At 60.2% G+C, this 22,696-nt stretch carries 18 protein-coding genes; 16 read left to right on the top strand and 2 right to left on the bottom strand.

What is annotated here, in order from left to right; genetic code table 11:
• The first annotated feature begins 63 nt into the window (after positions 1-63).
• Together TU81_RS11545 and TU81_RS11540 are read left to right on the top strand one after the other, a co-directional pair.
• A complete protein-coding gene (locus TU81_RS11545; RefSeq protein ID WP_048395154.1) occupies positions 64-1,023 on the top strand; it encodes a tRNA dihydrouridine synthase in 960 nt (319 codons plus the stop codon).
• Between the two features lie 130 nt (positions 1,024-1,153).
• Positions 1,154-1,600: an Hsp20 family protein gene (locus TU81_RS11540; protein ID WP_038980071.1), complete on the top strand. Its 447-nt coding sequence runs from the start codon at positions 1,154-1,156 to the stop codon at positions 1,598-1,600.
• A gap of 57 nt (positions 1,601-1,657) precedes the next feature.
• On the opposite strand, the gene TU81_RS11535 is transcribed toward TU81_RS11540, so the two are convergent.
• Entirely contained in the window at positions 1,658-4,936 is a 3,279-nt protein-coding gene (locus tag TU81_RS11535; RefSeq protein WP_048395152.1) for a bifunctional diguanylate cyclase/phosphodiesterase, read from the bottom strand.
• Between the two features lie 84 nt (positions 4,937-5,020).
• Positions 5,021-5,911 (bottom strand): LysR family transcriptional regulator, encoded by an 891-nt coding sequence (locus TU81_RS11530; RefSeq protein ID WP_007905966.1) that lies wholly within the window; start codon positions 5,909-5,911, stop codon positions 5,021-5,023.
• Between the two features lie 158 nt (positions 5,912-6,069).
• Between TU81_RS11530 and leuC the strand changes: the two genes are divergently transcribed.
• The 14 genes from leuC to purF all read left to right on the top strand — a co-directional run bounded on the left by leuC (position 6,070) and on the right by purF (position 22,680).
• On the top strand, positions 6,070-7,488 hold the full coding sequence (gene leuC / locus TU81_RS11525; protein ID WP_038980073.1) for a 3-isopropylmalate dehydratase large subunit: 1,419 nt from the start codon (positions 6,070-6,072) through the stop codon (positions 7,486-7,488).
• Positions 7,489-7,499: 11 nt separating this feature from the next.
• A complete protein-coding gene (leuD, locus tag TU81_RS11520) occupies positions 7,500-8,144 on the top strand; it encodes a 3-isopropylmalate dehydratase small subunit (RefSeq protein WP_030132381.1) in 645 nt (214 codons plus the stop codon).
• A 137-nt stretch (positions 8,145-8,281) separates the two neighbouring features.
• On the top strand, positions 8,282-9,049 hold the full coding sequence (locus tag TU81_RS11515; protein ID WP_048395148.1) for a class I SAM-dependent methyltransferase: 768 nt from the start codon (positions 8,282-8,284) through the stop codon (positions 9,047-9,049).
• 59 nt (positions 9,050-9,108) lie between these two features.
• A complete protein-coding gene (gene leuB / locus TU81_RS11510; protein WP_008007203.1) occupies positions 9,109-10,191 on the top strand; it encodes a 3-isopropylmalate dehydrogenase in 1,083 nt (360 codons plus the stop codon).
• 67 nt (positions 10,192-10,258) lie between these two features.
• Positions 10,259-11,371, top strand: coding sequence for an aspartate-semialdehyde dehydrogenase (gene asd, locus TU81_RS11505; protein ID WP_038980075.1), 1,113 nt, complete (start codon positions 10,259-10,261; stop codon positions 11,369-11,371).
• Between the two features lie 279 nt (positions 11,372-11,650).
• A complete protein-coding gene (locus TU81_RS11500) occupies positions 11,651-12,661 on the top strand; it encodes an aspartate-semialdehyde dehydrogenase (RefSeq protein WP_048395145.1) in 1,011 nt (336 codons plus the stop codon).
• A 208-nt stretch (positions 12,662-12,869) separates the two neighbouring features.
• The gene (locus TU81_RS11495; RefSeq protein WP_048395143.1) at positions 12,870-15,560 is read left to right on the top strand and encodes a FimV/HubP family polar landmark protein; all 2,691 of its coding nucleotides are present in this window, start codon (positions 12,870-12,872) and stop codon (positions 15,558-15,560) included.
• 343 nt (positions 15,561-15,903) lie between these two features.
• On the top strand, positions 15,904-16,728 hold the full coding sequence (truA, locus tag TU81_RS11490) for a tRNA pseudouridine(38-40) synthase TruA (protein ID WP_038980079.1): 825 nt from the start codon (positions 15,904-15,906) through the stop codon (positions 16,726-16,728).
• Between the two features lie 63 nt (positions 16,729-16,791).
• Positions 16,792-17,424 carry a phosphoribosylanthranilate isomerase gene (locus tag TU81_RS11485; RefSeq protein ID WP_048395141.1) on the top strand — a complete coding sequence of 211 codons (633 nt, stop codon included), beginning with the start codon at positions 16,792-16,794 and terminating at the stop codon, positions 17,422-17,424.
• 179 nt (positions 17,425-17,603) lie between these two features.
• On the top strand, positions 17,604-18,524 hold the full coding sequence (accD, locus tag TU81_RS11480) for an acetyl-CoA carboxylase, carboxyltransferase subunit beta (protein WP_048395139.1): 921 nt from the start codon (positions 17,604-17,606) through the stop codon (positions 18,522-18,524).
• Positions 18,521-19,828, top strand: a complete 1,308-nt coding sequence (gene folC, locus TU81_RS11475; RefSeq protein ID WP_048395137.1) for a bifunctional tetrahydrofolate synthase/dihydrofolate synthase — start codon at positions 18,521-18,523, stop codon at positions 19,826-19,828. The genes accD and folC overlap by 4 nt, the downstream gene beginning before the upstream one ends.
• A complete protein-coding gene (locus TU81_RS11470) occupies positions 19,812-20,474 on the top strand; it encodes an SPOR domain-containing protein (protein ID WP_038980083.1) in 663 nt (220 codons plus the stop codon). Before folC ends, TU81_RS11470 begins: the two co-directional genes overlap by 17 nt.
• Before the next feature lie 98 nt (positions 20,475-20,572).
• Positions 20,573-21,133, top strand: coding sequence for a CvpA family protein (locus TU81_RS11465; RefSeq protein ID WP_038980084.1), 561 nt, complete (start codon positions 20,573-20,575; stop codon positions 21,131-21,133).
• Between the two features lie 41 nt (positions 21,134-21,174).
• Positions 21,175-22,680 carry an amidophosphoribosyltransferase gene (gene purF, locus TU81_RS11460; RefSeq protein WP_007905939.1) on the top strand — a complete coding sequence of 502 codons (1,506 nt, stop codon included), beginning with the start codon at positions 21,175-21,177 and terminating at the stop codon, positions 22,678-22,680.
• The last annotated feature ends 16 nt before the right edge of the window (positions 22,681-22,696 follow it).

The following is a 22,696-nucleotide window of genomic DNA, read 5'->3' as shown; positions in this document are numbered from 1 at the left end:
GGTTACCTTTTCGATCGCGCAATCCAGTAAACTGCCGCACGTTTTTCGTTGAGTGTGTTTTTCATGCAAATTGCTTTGGCGCCCATGGAGGGGTTGGTCGACAACATCCTGCGGGACGTGCTGACCCGTGTGGGCGGTATTGATTGGTGCGTGACCGAGTTCATTCGGATCAACGATCAGCTGCTTACGCCTGCCTATTACCACAAGTTCGGCCCGGAACTGCTGACTGGCGCCCGAACCGCGTCTGGTGTGCCGCTGCGGGTGCAGCTGCTGGGTTCCGATCCGGTGTGCCTGGCGGAAAACGCCGCACTGGCCTGCGAGTTGGGTTCCGAAGTCATCGACTTGAACTTTGGCTGCCCGGCCAAGACCGTCAACAAATCCCGTGGCGGCGCGGTGCTACTCAAAGAACCTGAACTGCTCAACCAAATAGTCGAACACGTCCGTCGTGCCGTACCCACGCACATTCCAGTGACCGCCAAGATGCGTCTCGGCTTCGACAGCCCGGACGGTGCGCTGGTCTGCGCCACGGCCCTGGCTGAAGGCGGCGCAGCGCACATCGTGGTTCATGCGCGGACCAAGACTGATGGCTACAAGCCGCCAGCTCACTGGGAATGGATCCCTCGGGTGCAGGATGTGGTCAAGGTGCCGGTGTTTGCCAACGGCGACATCTGGAGCGTCGAGGACTGGCGTCGTTGCCGCGAGATCAGCGGCGTCGAAGACATCATGCTCGGTCGTGGACTGGTATCGCGCCCGGATCTGGCTCGGCAAATCGCCGCGGCCCGCGCCGGTGAAGACGTCGTCGAGATGACCTGGGCCGAGCTGCTGCCGCTGATTCAGGACTTCTGGCTGCAAGCCAAGGCGCAGATGACGCCACGTCAATCGCCGGGTCGCTTGAAGCAATGGCTGGCGATGCTGACCCGCAATTATCCCGAAGCGGTAGAGCTGTTTACCGTCCTGCGTCGTGAGACCGAACTGGATAATGTCTCGCGTTTACTGGGTTTGCAGGTGTCTGAAGCGGCCTGAATCTACTCAAAAAAATCTGAAAAAAATCTCTTGAAAAGCAATCAGCGATCCTTATTTAAGGATTACGCGATGCCGAATTCGGGTCGCGGAGACAAAAAAACTTGCTGATTATGTTCAGGAGATTTGAATCATGAGTACTGCATTTTCCCTGGCCCCACTGTTCCGTTCCTCGGTAGGTTTCGACCGTTTCAACGACCTGTTCGAAACCGCCCTGCGCAATGAGCCAGGCAGCACCTATCCACCCTACAACGTTGAAAAATACGGTGATGATCAATACCGCATTGTCGTAGCGGCCGCCGGTTTCCAGGAAGAAGACCTGGACCTGCAAGTGGAGAAAGGTGTGTTGACCATCAGTGGCGGCAAACGTGACGCGGACGAAAACGTCACTTACCTGTACCAAGGCATCGCGCAGCGCGCTTTCAAACTGTCGTTCCGTCTGGCGGATCACATTGAAATCAAGGCCGCCGAACTGCGCAACGGTCTGTTGAGTATCGATCTGCTGCGCGTAATTCCGGAAGAAGCGAAAGCCAAACGCATCCCTATCAACGGGACGGAAAAACCGGCTCTGCAGCACTGAGCCAAGTAACAAAAAGGGCGCCATCCACTGGCGCCCTTTTTTGTGCCCGTGTCCGACTCATTTGAGCAGTTTCTGAAACTCCTCCACCGGCAACGGCCGACTGTGCAAATACCCCTGATACAAATGGCAGCCCAGCCCCTGCAAAAACGCCAGTTGCTCCAGGTTTTCCACCCCTTCGGCGATGACTTCCAATTCCAGACTGCGGGCCATGGCGACGATGGCGCGAATGATTTCGGCATCGTTGGGGTCGGTGGTGGCGTCGCGGATGAACGACTGGTCGATTTTCAGAGTGTCTACCGGCAGGCGCTTGAGGTAGGTCAGCGAGGAATAACCGGTACCGAAATCGTCCATGGCAAAGCTCACGCCGAGTTTTTTCAGGCGCCGCATTTTGCTGATGGTGTCGTCCAGGTTCTGGATGACGATGCCTTCGGTGATTTCCAGCTTTAGCAATGAGCAGGGCAGGCCGTAGCTGCCGAGACTGTGTTCGATGCGTTCGACGAAATCGGTCTGACGGAATTGCCGGGGGCTGATGTTCACGCACAGGCTGAAATCGAGCGGGTCGATCAGACCTTTGGCGGTCAGTTGTTTGAAGGCCTTGCAGGCTTCGTCGAGGATCCACGTGCCGACTTCCAGAATCAGCCCACTGTCTTCCAGCACCTTGATGAACTCGGTGGGCGATTGCGCGCCCAGTTGTGGATGGTGCCAGCGCACCAAAGCCTCGGCGCCGGTTATGCGGTTGTCTCGAGCATCCACCTGAGGTTGGTATTGCACGCTGAACTCACCCCGGGAAAGGGCCAGGCGCAGGTCGGTTTCCATGCGCAGGCGTTCGCTGGCGGCCTTTTGCATGGTGTTGTGATACATCTGCGTGGTGTTGCGGCCCGAGTCCTTGGCGCGGTAAAGGGCGATATCGGCACGTTTGAGCAAGTCGGTCGGGGTCGAGCCGTGGTCGGGGATCAGCGCGATGCCGATGCTCGGCGTCACTTGCAGGCGCTGTCCGTCGAGGAACATCGGTTCGGACAGCAGTTCGCGCAAGGTGTCCGCCAACTCCCGGACCTGAGCGCTGACGTCGCTGCGCGAGCCTTCCAGGCCGCTGAGCAACACCACGAATTCGTCACCGCCCAGGCGCGCGACGGTGTCCTCCATGCGCACGCTGGCTTCAAGGCGCGCGGTGATGATCTTCAGCACCGTATCGCCCACCGGGTGGCCGAGGGAGTCGTTGATGTGCTTGAAGTGGTCGAGGTCGAGGAACATCAGCGCGCCACGCAGGTTGTGGCGTTTGAGCAGGGCGATCTGCTGGCTCAGACGATCCATCAATAAAGCGCGGTTGGGCAGGTTGGTCAGCGGGTCGTGGTAGGCCAGGTGACGGATCTGCGCTTCGGCGTTTTTCAGCAAGCTGACGTCCCGCGCGGTCAGCAGCAGGCACGCGGTTTCGTTGAGGGTGATCGGCTCCACCGAGACTTCGACGGTCAGCAACTCGCCGCGTTTGTTGCGCCCGAGCATTTCCTGATGGTGAACCCGGCCCTTGATCTGTAGTTCCGCCAGCAACGCTGAGCGTTGTTTCTCTTCGGCCCAGATACCGACTTGATACACCGTGCGGCCGACCACTTCATCGGCGCGGTAGCCGGTCAGGCGACAGAAACCATCGTTAACCTCCAGGTAGCGTCCGGTGTCGCGCTCGGTAATGGTGATGGCGTCGGGGCTTGAGTGGAAAGCCTTGGCGAACTTCTCCTCGCTGGCCTTGAGCGCCGCTTCCGAGCGTTGCTGTTGGGTGATGTCGCGCAGGGTGGTGACGATGCACGGTTGGTCGCCGACGCTGATCTGCCGGCTGGATATCACGCAGGTCAGGGACTGCCCGTTCTTGTGCTGAACGATGATTGCCACATTGTTCAGGCCCTGTTCGCGGATCACCCGCTCGATCCTTTGCAGGCTTTTCGCCGAAGCATCCCACAGGCCGATTTCGTCGGCGCTGCGGCCAATCACGTCGCCGGTGTTCCAGCCGAATGTCTGAGTGAAACTGGAGTTGATCTCGATGAAATGGCCGGTGTCCTGGCGCGTGACGCAAATCGGGTCCGGGCTGACCTGGAACAAGGTGGCGAATTTCTCTTCCGATGCCACCAGTTGCTGTTCGCGTTCCACCTGATCAGTGATGTCCAGCAGTGTGCCGGCCATGCGCAGCGGGTTGCCGTGGTCATCGCGGTAGAGTCTGGCGCGGCTTTCCAGGTAGCGCGAACTGCCGTCCTGCAGCTGCACCCGGTACGTCAGTTGATAATTACCAGCCGGGCCCTCGCGCAAGCTGCGGTAGGCGTCACGCATGGTGTCGCGCTCTTCGCCGGGCACGCCTTCGAAAAACGCATCGAAGGATTCATGGAAGGGCTTGGGGTCCAGCCCATGCAACTGTGCGGCCCGCGCCGAGCCGTAAAGCATGCCGCTGGGAATGTGCCAGTCCCAGGTGCCGAGTTGCGCCGAATCCAGAGCCAGGTCGAGGCGTTCCTGGCTGTCTTTGAGTGCGTGCTCGGCAATTTTGCGTTCGGTGGTATCGAGGAACGTGCTCAGCAGATAAGGCTGGCCTTCGAGTTCGACCTTTTGCGCACTGAGGATGCCGTCGTGAACTTGCCCATTGCTGGCACGAAATTGCACCTCCATGTTGATCAGCTCGCCTTTGGCCTTGGTGGCTTTGACCAGTTGCACCCGTTGCTCCGGGTTGACCCAAAGGCCCAGTTCCAGCGTGGTTCGGCCGATAGCGTCTTGTACCGGCCAGCCGAACAGGCTTTCGAAATACTGGTTGGCTTCGCTGATCAGGCCGTCTTCCTGACGGGTCAGCAGGACCATGTTCGGGCACAGGTGAAACAGCGTGGCGAAGCGTTTTTCCGAGCTGCTCAGCGCCTGTTCGCGCTGGCGCTGATGGGTGATTTCACGAATGACCCCAATCATTCGCGGCCGACCGTTTTTGTCCGGCAGCAGGCTGCCGTTGATTTCCAGCCAATGCAGGCTGCCGTCGGGCCAGCGGATGCGGTGGTGCATCGCCTGTTCCAGCGGGGCGCCGGCGATCACTGCATTGAATGCACGGATGGCTTTCGCCCGATCCTCCTGAGGCAGCAGATCAAGGTATTCCAGGTCCTCGGGCAACGGTTGCCGAGGATCGAAGCCGAACAACGCCTGAGTACCCCGGGACCAACTGATTTGCCCCCGCTCGATGTCCCAATACCAGGCGCCGAGCCGAGCGCCGTTGAGGGCCGCCAGCAACTGCGGGGCGCTTTCCCAGCTCTGCTCGGACCGTTTGGGGTCAAGCGCCTGAATTCGCGGCATCGGCGGCATACGTTCAACAGATTTGGGCATGGATGACAGGCCTTGGGCTGAATTGGGCGTTAGGCACAGGGTTTTGGGGCTCTATAGGCGTAGCACAAAAAGAAGAAGCACAGCTTAGCCGCGAGTCCCTGGCTGATCGATTTGTGCATCCAGCAGAGCCATGAAGGCCCGTGCCGCGTTCGACAGCGTCCGTTCGGTGTGCAGGATATAGCCTAGCTGGCGAGTGAGCTGTATGCCCGGCAAAGGTATGCGCGCCACTTGATCGTCCAGCATGGTGCGCGGAAGAACGCTCCAGGCGAGGCCGATCGAGACCATCATCTTTATGGTTTCCAGGTAATTCGTGCTCATGGCGATGTTCGGCGTCAGGCCCTGGGCCTCGAACAGGCGCTGTACGATGTGGTGGGTAAAGGTGTTGCCGCCGGGGAAAACCGCGGGATGCAGGGCGATATCCGCCAGGCTGACCGGACCGTTAGCGATCAGCGAATGCTCCGGGGCGACCACGAAATCCAGCGGGTCGTCCCACACGGGCGTGGCCTTGACCAGTGCATGGGGCTCCGGTGCAAGAGTAATTACCGCCAGTTCGGCGCGGCCATGGAGGATTTCTTCGTAAGCCACTTCCGAATCGAGGAACTGAATATCCAGCGCCACTTGTGGGTAGCGTCGGGTGAACTCCCTTAATAAGGGCGGTAAACGATGCAGGCCTATGTGATGACTGGTGGCCAATGTCAGACGACCGGAGACTTCGCCGGTCAGGTTGGTCAGGGCGCGGCGGGTGTCATCCAGTACATTGAGGATCTGATAGGCCCGTGGCAGCAGGGCGCGACCGGCTTCGGTCAAGCTGACTTCCCGGCCCAGTCGATCGAACAGCCGCACCTTCAATTGTTGTTCCAGGCCGGCGATGCGTTTGCTGATGGCGGGTTGCGTCAGGTGCAGCCGTTCGCCGGCGCCGGAGAAGCTTCCGGTCTCGGCAATCGCGATAAAAGCATTGAGGTTGGCGAGGTCCATGATGATGTCTCAGTTGTATTCCAAATGGTTATGCAAAGCATGAAAAATATGAATTTGAGTTATTTAATGTAACCCCCTAGGATCGACCTCACAAGCCAAAGGGTTATTGAAACTTTCAAGATCCGGGGCATAGAAACAAGCTGATGAGGAACCGTCTGATGGCCGGCAAAACGCTCTACGACAAGCTCTGGGATTCGCATTTGGTCAAGCAGCGCGACGATGGCTCGGCGCTGATCTATATCGATCGTCACATCATCCACGAAGTGACCTCGCCGCAAGCTTTCGAAGGCCTGCGTCTGGCCGGGCGCAAGCCTTGGCGCATCGATGCCAACATCGCGACCCCGGACCACAACGTTCCGACGACTCCGGAGCGCAAGGGCGGCATAGAAGCGATTGTCGACCAGGTCTCGCGTTTGCAGGTTCAGACCCTCGACGATAACTGCGACGAATACGGCATCGTCGAATTCAAGATGAATGATGTCCGCCAAGGCATCGTCCACGTCATCGGCCCGGAGCAGGGCGCAACCTTGCCGGGCATGACCGTGGTCTGCGGCGACTCCCACACCTCGACCCACGGCGCATTCGGTGCCTTGGCTCACGGTATCGGCACTTCCGAGGTCGAGCACGTGCTCGCCACTCAGTGCCTGGTCGCGAAAAAGATGAAGAACATGCTGGTGTCCGTCGAAGGCCAATTGCCGTTCGGCGTGACCGCCAAGGACATCGTCCTCGCGGTGATCGGCAAGATCGGCACCGCCGGCGGTAACGGCCATGCCATCGAATTCGCCGGTAGCGCGATTCGCGACTTGTCCGTTGAAGGTCGCATGACCATTTGCAACATGGCGATCGAGGCCGGCGCTCGCGTAGGTCTGGTGGCCGCCGACGAAAAAACCGTGGCTTACGTCAAGGGCCGTCCATTTGCTCCGAAAGGCGCGGAATGGGACTTGGCTGTCGAGGCTTGGAAAGACCTGGTTTCCGACGCGGATGCCAAGTTCGACACCATCGTCGAACTCGATGCCACTCAGATCAAGCCGCAAGTCAGCTGGGGCACCTCGCCTGAGATGGTCTTGGCTGTCGATCAGAACGTTCCCGATCCTGCGAAGGAAATGGACCTGGTCAAGCGTGGCTCCATCGAACGCGCGTTGAAGTACATGGGTTTGACCGCCAATCAGGCGATCACCGACATTCAGCTGGACCGCGTATTCATTGGCTCCTGCACCAACTCGCGGATCGAAGATCTGCGCGCCGCTGCCGTGATCGCCAAGGGCCGCAAAGTGGCGTCGACCATCAAACAGGCCATCGTGGTGCCGGGTTCGGGGCTGGTGAAGGCTCAGGCCGAATCCGAAGGCCTGGACAAGATTTTCCTCGAAGCCGGTTTCGAATGGCGCGAGCCTGGTTGCTCGATGTGCCTGGCGATGAACCCGGACCGTTTGGAGTCGGGCGAGCATTGCGCGTCGACCTCCAACCGTAACTTCGAAGGCCGTCAGGGCGCCGGTGGTCGTACCCACCTCGTGAGCCCGGCCATGGCCGCCGCCGCCGCTGTGAACGGTCGTTTCATCGACGTCCGTGAATTGATCTAAAGGAGCGCAGCATGAAAGCTTTTACCCAGCACACTGGTCTTGTCGCGCCTTTGGATCGTGCCAACGTCGACACCGATCAGATCATTCCCAAGCAGTTCTTGAAGTCGATCAAGCGCACCGGTTTCGGCCCGAACCTGTTCGATGAATGGCGTTACCTGGATGTCGGGCAGCCGTATCAGGACAACTCCAAGCGCCCGTTGAACAAGGACTTTGTCCTCAACGCCGAGCGTTATCAGGGCGCCAGCGTGTTGCTGGCCCGCGAGAACTTCGGTTGCGGCTCCAGCCGCGAACACGCGCCGTGGGCGCTGGAAGAGTACGGTTTTCGCAGCATCATCGCGCCGAGCTATGCCGACATCTTCTTCAACAACAGCTTCAAGAACGGCTTGCTGCCGATCATCTTGAGCGACGCTGAAGTCGATGAACTGTTCCAGCAGGTTGAGGCGACTCCGGGCTATCAGTTGCAGGTTGATCTGCAAGCCCAGACCGTGACTCGTCCAGATGGCAAGGTGTTGAATTTCGAAATCGACGCTTTCCGCAAACACTGCCTGCTCAATGGCCTGGACGATATCGGCCTGACCTTGCAGGACCACGAGGCGATTGCCACGTTTGAAGCCAAGCATCGCGCGAGCCAGCCTTGGTTGTTTCGCGACGCGTGATTGATCCGGAATTGATGCAGGCAGTGCCGGCCTCATCGCGGGCAAGCCCGCTCCCACATTGGAATGCATTTCAAATGTGGGAGCGGGCTTGCTCGCGAAGGCGGCAGATCAGACAACACAAATATCAGGACATAACTATGACCAGCACCGCCCAGCACAGTCAGGTAGTACAAAAGCAATTCGGTGAGCAGGCCTCGGCCTATCTGAGCAGCGCCGTACACGCTCAAGGCACTGAATTCGCGCTGCTACAGGCTGAACTGGCGGGGCAGGGTGATGCCCGCGTGCTCGACCTCGGTTGCGGCGCCGGTCATGTGAGTTTTCACGTGGCTTCGCTGGCCAAGGAAGTGGTGGCCTATGACCTGTCCCAACAGATGCTCGACGTGGTGGCCACTGCTGCCGCCGATCGCGGCTTGAGCAACGTGTCCACGGTACTGGGTGCCGCCGAGCGCCTGCCATTCGCCGATGGCGAGTTCGATTTCGTCTTCAGCCGTTATTCGGCACACCATTGGAGCGACCTCGGGCTGGCCCTGCGCGAAGTTCGTCGGGTGCTGAAGCCGGGTGGGGTGGCGGCGTTCATCGATGTGTTGTCACCGGGCAGCCCGTTGTTCGACACTTACCTGCAAAGCGTCGAAGTGCTGCGCGACACCAGCCACGTGCGCGATTATTCTGCCGGTGAGTGGTTGCGTCAGGTCAGCGAAGCGGGGTTGCATACCCGCAGCACCACGCGCCAACGGCTGCGCCTTGAATACACGTCCTGGGTCGAGCGCATGCGCACGCCGCAAGTAATGCGCGCGGCGATCCTCGAGTTACAGCAATCGATGGGCAATGAAGTTCGCGAATATTTTGAGATTGAGGCCGATGGTTCGTTCAGTACAGATGTGCTGGTGCTGATGGCTGAACGATAAGCGCCAAGACTTTTTCCGGGCATGCCCAAGGGCGTGCCGACTGATGACATGAGGAAAGCATGAGCAAGCAGATTCTGATTCTCCCGGGTGACGGTATTGGCCCGGAAATCATGGCCGAAGCAGTCAAGGTGCTGGAGCTGGCGAACGACAAGTACAGCCTGGGCTTCGAACTGAGTCATGACGTGATCGGTGGCGCCGCCATCGACAAGCACGGCGTGCCGCTGGCTGACGAAACCCTGGCCCGTGCCCGTGCCGCCGATGCCGTATTGCTGGGCGCCGTGGGCGGTCCGAAATGGGACACCATTGAACGTGATATCCGCCCTGAGCGCGGTCTGCTGAAAATCCGTGCGCAACTGGGCCTTTTCGGCAACTTGCGTCCGGCAATCCTGTACCCGCAACTGGCCGAGGCTTCCAGCCTGAAGGCGGAAATCGTGGCGGGGCTGGACATCCTGATCGTCCGTGAACTGACCGGCGGCATCTACTTCGGTGCGCCACGCGGTGTGCGTGAACTGGAAAACGGCGAGCGTCAGGCCTACGACACCTTGCCGTACAGCGAAACTGAAATCCGCCGCATCGCCCGTGTCGGTTTCGACATGGCGCGTGTGCGCGGCAAGAAGCTGTGCTCGGTGGACAAGGCCAACGTGCTGGCGTCCAGCCAACTGTGGCGTGAAGTCGTCGAGCAAGTGGCCAAGGACTACCCGGACGTCGAACTGAGCCACATGTACGTCGACAACGCCGCCATGCAACTGGTGCGTGCACCGAAGCAGTTCGACGTGATCGTCACTGACAACCTGTTCGGTGACATTCTTTCCGACGAAGCGTCGATGCTCACCGGCTCCATCGGCATGCTGCCGTCGGCGTCGCTGGATGCCAACAACAAAGGCATGTACGAGCCGTGCCACGGTTCGGCGCCGGACATCGCTGGCAAGGGCATTGCCAACCCGTTGGCGACCATTTTGTCGGTGTCGATGATGCTGCGTTACAGCTTCAATCTGCAGGACGCGGCCGATGCCATCGAGAAGGCCGTGAGCCTGGTTTTGGATCAGGGCCTGCGCACAGGTGACATCTGGTCGGCCGGTTGCACCAAGGTTGGTACGCAGGAAATGGGCGACGCAGTAGTCGCCGCGCTGCGGAATCTGTAATCTCTTTGGCCCGCTGCAACTTTCAACCATGAAAGCAGCGGCCCACTTTTAAGAAGGTGTAGTTGCGATGAAACGTGTAGGTCTGATCGGTTGGCGCGGTATGGTCGGTTCCGTGCTCATGCAGCGGATGCTGGAAGAGCAGGATTTCGATCTTATTGAGCCGGTGTTTTTCACCACTTCCAATGTCGGTGGCCAAGGCCCGTCCGTGGGCAAGGACATTGCTCCGCTCAAGGACGCTTACAGCATTGAAGAGCTGAAAACCCTCGACGTGATTCTGACCTGCCAGGGTGGCGACTACACCAGCGAAGTCTTCCCGAAATTGCGTGAAGCTGGCTGGCAGGGTTACTGGATCGACGCCGCTTCCAGCCTGCGCATGCAGGATGACGCGGTGATCGTGCTGGACCCGGTGAACCGCAAGGTCATCGACCAGCAGCTCGACGCGGGCACCAAGAACTACATCGGCGGCAACTGCACCGTCAGCCTGATGCTGATGGGCCTGGGCGGCCTGTTTGAAGCCGGTCTGGTCGAGTGGATGAGCGCCATGACCTATCAGGCGGCCTCCGGTGGCGGCGCGCAGCACATGCGTGAACTGATCAAGCAAATGGGTGTGACCCACGGCGCTGTCGCCGATCAACTGGCCGATCCGGCCAGCGCCATCCTCGACATCGACCGCCGTGTCGCCGAAGCCATGCGCAGCGACGCGTACCCGACCGAAAACTTCGGCGTACCGCTGGCCGGCAGCCTGATCCCGTGGATCGACAAGGAACTGCCGAACGGTCAGAGCCGCGAAGAGTGGAAGGCCCAGGCCGAGACCAACAAGATCCTCGGTCGCTTCAAGAGCCCGATCCCGGTCGACGGTATCTGCGTGCGCGTCGGCGCCATGCGTTGCCACAGCCAGGCGCTGACCATCAAGCTGAACAAAGACGTGCCGATCGCCGACATCGAAGGGCTGATCAGCCAGCACAACCCTTGGGTCAAACTGGTGCCGAACAACCGTGAAATCAGCATGCAGGAGCTGAGCCCTACAAAGGTTACCGGTACCCTGAACGTGCCGGTTGGCCGTCTGCGCAAGCTGAACATGGGTTCGCAGTTCGTCGGTGCCTTCACCGTCGGTGACCAACTGCTGTGGGGCGCGGCCGAACCGCTGCGTCGCATGCTACGGATTCTGCTTGAGCGTTGATCTGTTGAAGTAATGAAAGAGCCCGCGCCTTGAAAGAGGTGCGGGTTTTTTTATGCGCGACAGTCTGAGGGTACTCGGTTGTCAGCTATACCGTCATCGCGGGCAAGCCCGCTCCCACAAGGTTGGGGTCGTATGCAAAATATGGGAGCAACACAAAACCTGTGGGAGCGGGCTTGCCCGCGATGAGGCCGGAACTGGCGCCGCAGGTCTCCGCCGAATTGCCTCACTGCCAACCACCCGGTAAAGTGCCGCTCCCCCCGTTTCGCCAGAGGTAGAACCATGAGCCAGTCCTTTGATATTGCCGTGATCGGCGCCACCGGTACTGTCGGCGAAACACTCGTCCAGATTCTCGAAGAGCGGGACTTTCCGGTCGGTAACCTGCACCTGCTGGCCAGCAGTGAATCGGCCGGGCATTCGGTGCCGTTTCGCGGCAAGAACGTGCGGGTGCGGGAAGTCGATGAATTCGATTTCAGCAAAGTCCAGTTGGTGTTCTTTGCCGCCGGCCCGGCGGTGACCCTCAGTTTCGCTCCGCGTGCCACGGCCGCCGGTTGCTCGCTGATCGACCTGTCCGGCGCCTTGCCCGCCGATCAGGCGCCGCAAGTGGTGCCTGAGGCCAACGCTGAAATTCTGGCCGGCCTGAAAAAGCCCTTCCAGGTCAGCAGCCCAAGCCCTTCGGCCGCGACGCTGGCGGTGGTGCTGGCTCCGTTGCTCGGTTTGCTCGACCTGCAACGCATCAGCCTGACGGCGTGTCTGGCGGTCTCTGCCCAAGGCCGCGAAGCGGTCACCGAGCTGGCCCGGCAAACCGCCGAGCTGCTTAATGTGCGTCCGCTGGAGCCAGCGTTCTTCGATCGGCAGATGGCTTTCAACCTGCTGGCGCAAGTCGGCAAACCTGATGATCAGGGCCATACGTTGCTGGAAAAACGCCTGGTACGCGAACTGCGTCAGGTCATGGCGCTGCCTTTATTAAAGATTTCCGTCACTTGTATTCAAGCTCCGGTGTTTTTCGGCGATAGCTTTAGCGTGACCTTGCAGTCTTCGAGCGCTGTCGATCTGGCGAAAGTCAACGCAGCCCTGGAAGCGGCGCCCGGTATCGAACTGGTCGAGGCGGGCGATTATCCGACCCCGGTAGGCGATGCGGTAGGGCAGGACGTGGTTTACGTTGGTCGGGTTCGCAGCGGGATCGACGACCCGGCGGAACTTAATGTGTGGTTGACGTCAGATAACGTACGCAAAGGTGCCGCGCTCAATGCTGTGCAGGTGGCTGAATTGTTGATAAAAGACCTGCTGTAAAAGATACTTGGCGACAATTTATCGAATGATTCCCGTCGAGCGTCATGCTTGGCCGGAATGCTTAAGGTGAGCCACCCCGCAGGGCTTCCCATTGCATGAATGAAATGATCGCGCGCGACGACCTTTCGCCGCCGCGCGCAATGCCTTACGGCAGCGGCAATCAACACCTTCTCGCTGGCCGAGGAATGTTCAAACAAAGGAAGAGGTTATGGTTCAAGTTCGCAAACTGGTGTTAGCAATAGCGGCCGCCTCGGCGCTGTCCTCCGGTATGGCGCATGCCCTCGGGCTCGGGGAATTGACCCTGAAATCGACGCTGAACCAGCCTCTGGTAGCAGAAATCGAGTTGCTCGACGTCAAGGACCTCACGGCTGCCGAAGTGGTGCCGAGCCTGGCCTCGCCCGAAGATTTCGCCAAGGCCGGTGTCGATCGTCAGGCGTTTCTCAATGACCTGACCTTCACCCCGGTGCTCAACGCCAGCGGCAAAAGCATCCTGCGCGTCACGTCCAGCAAACCGCTCTCCGAACCGATGGTGAAATTCCTGGTTCAGGTGATGTGGCCCAACGGTCGTCTGCTACGCGATTACAGCGTGCTGCTCGATCCGTCCAAATTCTCGCCGCAGACCGCCGATGCCGCCGCACAACCGGCGCCATCCGAAACAGTGACCGCGCCGGTCACTAGCGCCGCCAAGCCGTCGCAACACACCACCACTCCGCGCGATACCCTGTGGGAAATCGCCGCGAAGGTGCGCAATGGCGGTTCGATCCAGCAGACCATGCTGGCCATCCAGGCGCTGAACCCGGATGCGTTCATCGACGGCAACATCAACCGACTGAAAACCGGTCAGGTGCTGCGCCTGCCTGATCAGGTGCAGAGCACTAACCTGCCACAACCCAAGGCCATCGCTGAGGTCGCCGCGCAGAACACCGCGTGGCGTCAGGGCCGTCGCTACGTGGCGAAACCGGGAACCGGTCAGCAGCAACTCGACGCCACCAAACGCGCTCGCGGTGAAGGTGCTTCGTCGCAAGCCGCAACAGACAAACTGAGCCTGGTCTCTGCCGACACCGGCAAGGGTGGCAAAGGTGCCGCCGGTGATGCGAAAGCCTTGAGCGACAAACTGGCTGTCACCGAGGAAAGCCTCGACGCGGCTCGTCGTGACAACGCTGAACAAAAAAGCCGCATGAACGATCTGCAAAGTCAGCTGGACAAGCTGCAACGCCTGATCGAACTGAAGAACAATCAATTGGCCAAGTTGCAGGCCGAAGCCGGCGCGGATGCACCAGCTTCGGGCGCTCCGGCGATGTCTGCTGAGCTGGCGGCCACCCCTGCGGCAACGCCTGCGGACGCGGCTCCGGCTCCTGCGCCAGAGGCTGCTGCACCAGAAGCCGCCGCACCAGAGGCCGCTCCGGCACCAGCCACCGAGCCAACGCCTGCGACATCCGATGATCAGAAATTCAACGAGCTGCTGACCAACCCGATCCTGCTGGGGCTGGTGGGTGGCGGTGCGGTGGTTCTGCTGCTCTTGCTGCTGTTGCTGGCCCGTCGCCGCAAAGCCCAGCAAGAGGCCGAGAAGCATCTGCGCATGGCCCGTGCCTTGGAGGAGGAACAAGAGTTCTCCGTCGACCAGGACCTGCCGGAAAGCAGCTTCGAAGGCCTGGAAGTTCCGCCGCCGAGCGTGAAACTTGCGACCGCACCAACGCCTGCACCCGCTCCGGCCCCGGTGATTGCCCCGGTTGTGGTAACGCCGCCGATCGCTGCGCCACTGGTATCGCCTGCCGCCGAGCGTTCCGAGCGTTCCGACGACGTACTGGCTCAGGCGCAGTCGCACATTGCGGGCGGTCGTCTGAATCAGGCTGCTGCATTGCTGGAAGACGCTATCAAGCAAGAGCCGCAACGCAGTGACCTGCGCTTGAAGCTGATGGAGGTCTACGGTCAGCAGGGTGACCGCGATGCGTTCGTCGCCCAAGAGCGTCAACTGGTAGCCAACGGCGATAACTTCGCTCGGGTCGAAGAGTTGAAAAGTCGCTTCCCGGCCATGGCTGTTGTGGCGGCCAGCGGTCTGGCTGCCGCTGCGATCGCCGCCGAGCTGGACGCGCAGTACGTCAAGGACTTGCTGCTGGACGAACCGCAAGCCCCGGAACCGGCATTGTCCGACTTTGACAGCGCATTCGATCTGAGCCTGGACGATCTGGATGTGGCTACTCCAATCTCGCCTGCCGTTGCGGCGGTGCCAGAGCCAGCACCGGAGCCGGAGCCAACACCAGCGCCAGAAGCTCTGGCTGAGCTGGACGAATTCCCGCTGGACGACGATCTGAGCTTTGAGTCGGTGTTGCAGCAACAGACTGAAATCAAGGAAAACCTCGACGATCTGTCGGACTTCGACCTGGACATGGATCTGGGTGGCAATGCCTCGCCGGCAACGTTGGCCGAAGACGACTTCCTGCTGAGTCTGGATGAAGACCTCAAGGACTTGCCCGCCGCCGAAGCGCCACCCGTGACCGAGCCGACGCTCGACGACCTGGAGTTGCCTGCGGATTTCGACCTGTCATTGGCCGATGAAATGGACGCTGCCGCCCCGGATCAGCCTGATGCCTTCGAAAGCGATCAGCCTGACGCCTTTGAAAGTGAACTCAACGACGTCAATGCGGAGCTGGATCGTCTGTCCCAGAGTCTCGGTGAGCCGAGCTTCACCGCCGAAGACGCTTTGGCCTCCGCGGCTGATGAGCCGGACTTCGATTTCCTCTCCGGCACCGACGAAGTCGCCACCAAACTCGACCTGGCCCAGGCCTACATCGACATGGGCGACAACGACGGCGCTCGGGACATCCTCAATGAGGTGGTGACCGAGGGCGATCCCGGTCAGAAGAGCGAAGCCAAGGAAATGCTGTCGCGTCTGGCGTGAGTCATCGGTAAGGCGTAAACAAAACGGCAGCCCATTGAGGCTGCCGTTTTTGTTTGGGCGGTGATGCGATGGCGCCTGTTGGATCGTCTTCGCGGGCAAGCCTCGCTCCCACAGGGATGTTTGCTGGCTGTATATCTTGTGTACGACGCAAAACCTGTGGGAGCGAGGCTTGCCCGCGATGAGGCCATCCCGTTCAACATCCAAACCGGCATTGCACCGGTCGGGTAGGTCGCAGAAAACACGCGGCTCTGGCATCCCGGTCCGGCGGCCTTATAATGCCTGCCTTTGCGTAGATCAGCAGGCTGGCACCCCCTTGGCAAATATAGATAATCCGGCCGCCGAAATGGCGGCCGACGGCTTTTTCCGGATCGCGCTGGGCGTGGAATACAAAGGCTCGCGTTATCGCGGCTGGCAGCGTCAGGCCTCCGGCGTGGCCACGGTGCAGGAAACCCTCGAAAAGGCCTTGTCCAAAGTTGCCGACTCACCCGTGTCGCTGCATTGCGCCGGGCGCACCGACGCCGGTGTGCATGCTTGCGGGCAGGTGGTGCATTTTGATACCCAGGTCGAACGTTCGATGAAGGCCTGGGTCATGGGTGCCAACATCAATTTGCCGCATGACGTCAGCGTCAGTTGGGCCAAAGTCATGCCGGCGGATTTTCATGCGCGGTTCAAGGCCATCGCCCGTCGTTATCGTTACGTGATCTACAACGATCAGATCCGCCCGGCGCACCTGAACGATGAAATCACCTGGAACCACCGTCCGCTGGACGTCGAGCGCATGTCCGAGGCTGCTCAGTATCTGGTGGGTACCCACGACTTCAGCGCATTCCGCGCCGGTCAGTGTCAGGCCAAGTCGCCGATCAAGGAGCTGCATCACCTGCGCGTCACGCGCCATGGCAAAATGATCGTGCTGGATATCCGCGCCAGCGCGTTCCTGCACCACATGGTGCGCAACATCGCAGGCGTGCTGATGACCATTGGTGCCGGCGAGCGTCCCATGGAGTGGATGAAGGAAGTCCTGGAAAGCCGTGTACGTCGTTCCGGCGGGGTGACGGCCCATCCATTTGGCCTGTATCTGGTGCAGGTCGAGTATCGCGATGAGTTCGAATTGCCCGAGCGTTACATCGGCCCACACTTCCTCACCGGTTTCTCGGAACTTGACGGCTGACGCCCTCGAACGCTTTTGTTACCATCCGGGACTTTCCCGGATTTGTCCTGAGGTTCTATCGACATGTCAGCCGTTCGCAGCAAAATTTGTGGGATTACCCGCATAGAGGATGCGTTGGCGGCGGTCGAGGCCGGGGCCGATGCTCTCGGATTTGTGTTCTACGCCAAAAGCCCGCGGGCCGTAACGTTCCAGCAGGCGAGGGCGATCATCAAGGCCTTGCCGCCGTTCGTGACCACCGTGGGTTTGTTCGTCAATGCCAGCCGCTGCGAGTTGGGGGAAATCCTCGACGCCGTGCCGCTGGACCTGTTGCAGTTCCATGGTGATGAGGCCGCGGCCGACTGTGAAGGCTGGCACCGGCCATACATCAAAGCGTTGCGGGTCAAGGCCGGTGATGACATCGCAGTAGCTTGCGATGCCTACGCCAGTGCCAGCGGGATCCTGCTCGACACTTACGTCGAAGGCGTTCCCGGCGGAACCGGTGAAGCGTTCGACTGGTCTCTGATACCGCAAGGCCTGAGCAAGCCGATCATCCTGGCTGGCGGTTTGACACCGGACAACGTCGCCGAGGCGATTGCCCGGGTTCGGCCTTATGCGGTGGACGTCAGCGGTGGAGTAGAGGCGAGCAAGGGCATCAAGGATCACGCAAAGATTCGGGCATTCATCAAAGCGGTTGTAGGAACTCCTACGTTGATGTGACGGCTGGCACACTGCCGCCGTCCACAGGCATGGCTGAGGATATTTGGGGTTGTACGCAGGTCACGTCTCGCTGACCCGGCCACCCGATCAATCATCGCCACACATATGAATTTAGCTCAAGGGCATACGCGGGGCTGCGAACCAGAGCGTTCGGGCCGCCGGTACTGGAGAAAGAAAGCATGAGCAACTGGTTAGTAGACAAACTGATCCCTTCGATCATGCGTTCCGAGGTCAAGAAGAGCTCGGTGCCTGAAGGTCTGTGGCACAAATGCCCGTCTTGCGAGGCGGTGCTGTATCGTCCGGAGCTGGAAAAGACCCTGGACGTTTGCCCCAAGTGCAACCACCACATGCGTATCGGTGCGCGCGCGCGCATCGACATCTTCCTCGACGCTGACGGCCGTGCCGAACTGGGCGCGGACCTGGAGCCGGTTGACCGTCTGAAATTCCGCGACGGCAAGAAGTACAAGGATCGCCTGACCGCTGCGCAAAAGCAGACCGGCGAAAAAGATGCACTGATCTCCATGAGCGGCACCTTGCTGGGCATGCCGGTCGTGGTATCGGCTTTCGAATTCTCCTTCATGGGTGGCTCGATGGGCGCCATCGTTGGTGAGCGCTTCGTGCGCGCCGCCAACTACGCCCTGGAAAACCGTTGCTCGATGATCTGCTTCGCCGCTTCCGGTGGTGCGCGGATGCAGGAAGCGCTGATCTCCTTGATGCAAATGGCCAAGACCTCCGCGGTGCTGGCGCGTCTGCGTGAAGAAGGCATTCCGTTCATCTCGGTACTGACCGACCCGGTCTACGGCGGTGTTTCCGCCAGTCTGGCAATGCTCGGCGACGTGATCGTCGGTGAGCCGAAAGCCCTGATCGGTTTCGCCGGCCCGCGCGTTATCGAACAAACCGTTCGCGAAAAACTGCCGGAAGGCTTCCAGCGCAGTGAGTTCCTGCTGGAACACGGCGCGATCGACATGATCATTCACCGTCAGGAACTGCGTCCGCGTCTGGGTAACCTGCTGGCACAAATGATGGGCCTGCCGACGCCAAAATTCGTCGCCGCGCCGATCGAGCCGATCGTGGTTCCGCCGGTGCCTGCCAACCTATGACCCAACGCACCCTTGGCGAGTGGCTCGCCTACCTTGAACAGTTGCATCCTTCGGCCATCGACATGGGGCTGGAGCGTTCGCAACAGGTAGCGTCCCGCATGGGACTGGGCAAGCCGGCGCCTCGGGTGATTACGGTCACCGGCACCAACGGCAAGGGTTCTACCTGCGCGTTCGTGGCTTCGTTGCTGCGGGCGCAGGGCCTTAACGTCGGTGTCTACAATTCTCCGCACCTGCTGCGTTACAACGAGCGGGTGCAGGTCAATGGTGTCGAAGCTACTGACGCCGAGCTGTGCGAAGCCTTCGCTGCGGTCGAGGCCGGTCGTGGCGACACTTCCCTGACGTACTTCGAAATGGGCACCTTGGCGGCGTTCTGGCTGTTTCAACAGGCAGGGCTTGATGCGGTGGTGCTGGAAGTGGGGCTGGGCGGGCGTCTGGACACGGTCAACGTGGTCGATGCGGATCTGGCGCTGGTCACCAGCATCGGCGTCGATCATGCGGACTACCTGGGTGATACCCGTGAGTCCGTGGCTTACGAAAAAGCCGGCATTTTCCGCCAGGGCGCGCCTGCGCTCTGTGGCGATCTGAATCCCCCTCAACCTCTGCTGGATAAAGCGCGCGAGCTCAATTGCCCGTTTTTCCTGCGTGGGCGCGATTTCGACCTGGGTATCACCGATCACAACTGGCAATGGCGCGGCCTTGATGCTCAAGGGCGTGCAGTCGAGTTGCACGATCTGCCATTGCTCGATCTGCCGATGGAAAACGCCGCACTGGCATTGCAGGCTTACCTGCTGCTTGGTTTGCCTTGGGTAGATGCACAGATTATTGAAGCCCTGAAAGCGACACGCGTGGTCGGTCGTCTCGATCGCCGTCAGTTCGACTGGCAGGGCAAGCGTCTGAATGTGTTGCTGGACGTGGGGCACAACCCCCATGCGGCAGAATACCTGGCCCGTCGCCTGGCCAGTCGGCCACCGGCAGGCAAGCGTCTGGCGGTGTTCGGGTTGTTGGCGGACAAGGATCTGGATGGTGTTGTCGGTGAATTGAATGCTAGTGTCCAGCATTGGGCTGTTGCCCCGCTGGATTCGCCGCGGGCGCGGCCCGTTGAGCAGTTGCACGCGGCGTTGCAGAACCTTGGCGCCTCGGTAACGTCTTATGACAGCGTGGCCGCCGCCCTGGAAGGGCAGTGCGCGCAGGCGACGAGCGACGACGAAATTCTGTTGTTCGGATCATTTTATTGTGTCGCCGAGGCCCTTGAATGGCTGGCCCGGCACTCCACGGAGGAAGCGGCAAATGGCTTTGCTGGATAAGGCGTACAAGCAGCGCATGGTTGGTGCCCTGGTGCTGGTAGCGCTGGCGGTGATTTTCCTGCCAATGCTGTTTTCCCGTCAGGACGAACAGCGCCAGGTGAGAGTCGACACACCGGCTGCACCGCAAGCGCCGGCTGTGCCGCAAGTGCAGGTCGAGCCAGTGATAGTGCCTGAACCGCAGGCATTGCCGCAGGAACCTGTGCCAAGCGATGAGGAAATTGCCGCGCAGCAAGCGCCGTCGACACCGATTGCGCCAAGTGCTCCTGTGGCTCCAGCGCCACCGGTTGTCAAACCGGTCACGCCACCTCCGGCGCCAGTCGCCAAGCCAGTACCGGCACCTGCCCAGCCAATTGCCGCCGCACCGAGCAAGCCCGCTACCACGCCAAGCCGCGTCGATGCCAATGGCCTGTCGGTCAGCTGGTCGGTGCAACTGGCCAGCCTGACGAGTCGAGAAAGCGCTGAAAGCCTGCAGAAAACCCTGCGCAGCCAAGGCTATAACGCCTATATCCGCTCCGCCGATGGCAAGAATCGGGTATTCGTCGGGCCGCTGATCGAACGTGCGGAAGCCGATCGTCTGCGTGACTTGTTGAGTCGTCAGCAGAACCTCAAGGGTTTTGTAGTGCGTTTCCAGCCTGAGCGCGGTTAAAACAATCGCCCCGATTTGAAAAGCACTGACAATCTCAGCTTACCGATAGCCATGGGCTCTGCTAAAATGCGCCGCCTTATCTGTCTGTAGGCTGTACTGTGCCATTTACCTGGGTTGACTGGGCGATCGTTGCAATCGTCGCCATCTCCGCTTTGATCAGTCTTAGCCGCGGCTTCGTCAAAGAAGCACTCTCGCTGCTGACCTGGATCATCGCAGGAGGCGTTGCCTGGATGTTCGGTGGCTCATTGTCCGAGTACCTCGGCGGATACATCGAAACGCCGTCGGCTCGCGTGATCGCGGGCTGTGCCATCATGTTTGTCGCCACTTTAATCGTGGGCGCAATGATCAATTATCTTATCGGCGAATTGGTTCGCGTCACCGGGCTATCCGGGACCGATCGATTTCTCGGCATGGCCTTCGGCGCAGCGCGTGGCGTGTTGCTGGTGGTTGTGGCGGTCGGGCTGTTGAGCCTGGGGCCGGTACAGCAGGACGGGTGGTGGAAAGAATCACAGCTCGTGCCAAAATTTCTATTGGTTGCAGACTGGTCCAAAAACCTGATCCTGGGTTGGAGTAGTCAGTGGCTTGCCAGCGGAATCAGCGTACCCGCTGATATACCGTTCAAGGAGCACCTCTTGCCGACGGCCAAAACGCCTCAGTGAGTTGTGTTCAGTTCAGATCCATTAAGTAGGGGTTGCGTCGCATGTGTGGCATCGTCGGTATCGTCGGTAAGTCGAACGTCAATCAGGCGCTGTATGACGCGCTAACCGTCCTCCAGCACCGCGGCCAGGACGCTGCCGGTATCGTGACCAGCCATGATGGCCGGTTATTCCTGCGCAAGGACAATGGGCTGGTGCGTGACGTGTTCCATCAACGTCACATGCAGCGCCTGGTCGGCCACATGGGCATTGGTCATGTGCGTTACCCGACCGCGGGCAGCTCGACTTCGGCCGAAGCCCAACCGTTTTACGTCAACTCGCCGTATGGCATCACTCTGGCGCACAACGGTAACCTGACCAACGTTGAACAGCTGGCCAAGGAGATTTACGAATCTGACCTGCGCCACGTCAACACCAACTCCGATTCGGAAGTGCTGCTCAACGTGTTCGCACACGAGCTGGCCCAGCGCGGCAAGTTGCAGCCGACCGAAGAAGACGTGTTCGCTGCCGTCACCGACGTGCACAACCGTTGCGTCGGTGGTTACGCGGTCGTGGCGATGGTGACCGGCTACGGCATCGTCGGTTTCCGCGATCCGCACGGCATCCGTCCGATCGTCTTCGGTCAGCGTCATACTGACGAAGGCGTTGAGTACATGATCGCCTCCGAAAGCGTTTCGCTGGACGTACTCGGTTTCACCCTGATTCGCGACCTGGCACCGGGCGAAGCGGTCTACATCACTGAAGACGGCAAGCTGCACACCCGTCAGTGCGCGACCAACCCGTCGCTGACTCCGTGCATTTTCGAACACGTCTACCTGGCGCGTCCGGACTCGATCATCGACGGCGTCTCGGTCTACAAGGCCCGCCTGCGCATGGGCGAGAAGCTTGCCGAGAAGATCCTGCGTGAGCGTCCGGATCACGACATCGACGTGGTCATCCCGATTCCGGACACCAGCCGCACCGCGGCCCTGGAGTTGGCGAACCACTTGGGCGTCAAGTTTCGCGAAGGCTTCGTGAAGAACCGCTACATCGGCCGGACCTTCATCATGCCGGGGCAGGCTGCACGGAAAAAATCCGTACGCCAGAAGCTCAACGCCATCGAGTTGGAATTCCGCGGCAAGAACGTGATGCTGGTAGACGACTCCATCGTTCGCGGCACCACCTGCAAGCAGATCATCCAGATGGCTCGCGAAGCCGGCGCCAAAAACGTCTACTTCTGCTCCGCGGCACCGGCCGTGCGTTACCCGAACGTCTACGGCATCGACATGCCGAGCGCTCACGAGCTGATCGCCCACAACCGTTCGACCCAGGACGTTGCCGACCTGATTGGCGCCGACTGGTTGATCTATCAGGACCTGCCTGACTTGATCGAAGCGGTCGGTGGCGGCAAGATCAAGATCGAGAAGTTCGATTGCGCGGTGTTCGACGGCCAGTACGTCACCGGCGACGTCGACGAGGCTTACCTGAACAAGATCGAGCAGGCACGCAACGATGCCTCCAAGGTCAAGACCCAGGCAGTCAGTGCGATCATTGATCTGTATAACAACTGAGTAACTACCGGCCCTG

The organism is Pseudomonas lini, from assembly GCF_001042905.1.
Taxonomy (GTDB): Bacteria; Pseudomonadota; Gammaproteobacteria; order Pseudomonadales; family Pseudomonadaceae; genus Aquipseudomonas; species Aquipseudomonas lini.
The sequence above is the reverse complement of the archived record's forward strand: the minus strand, read 5'-3'. Positions and strand labels throughout refer to the sequence as shown.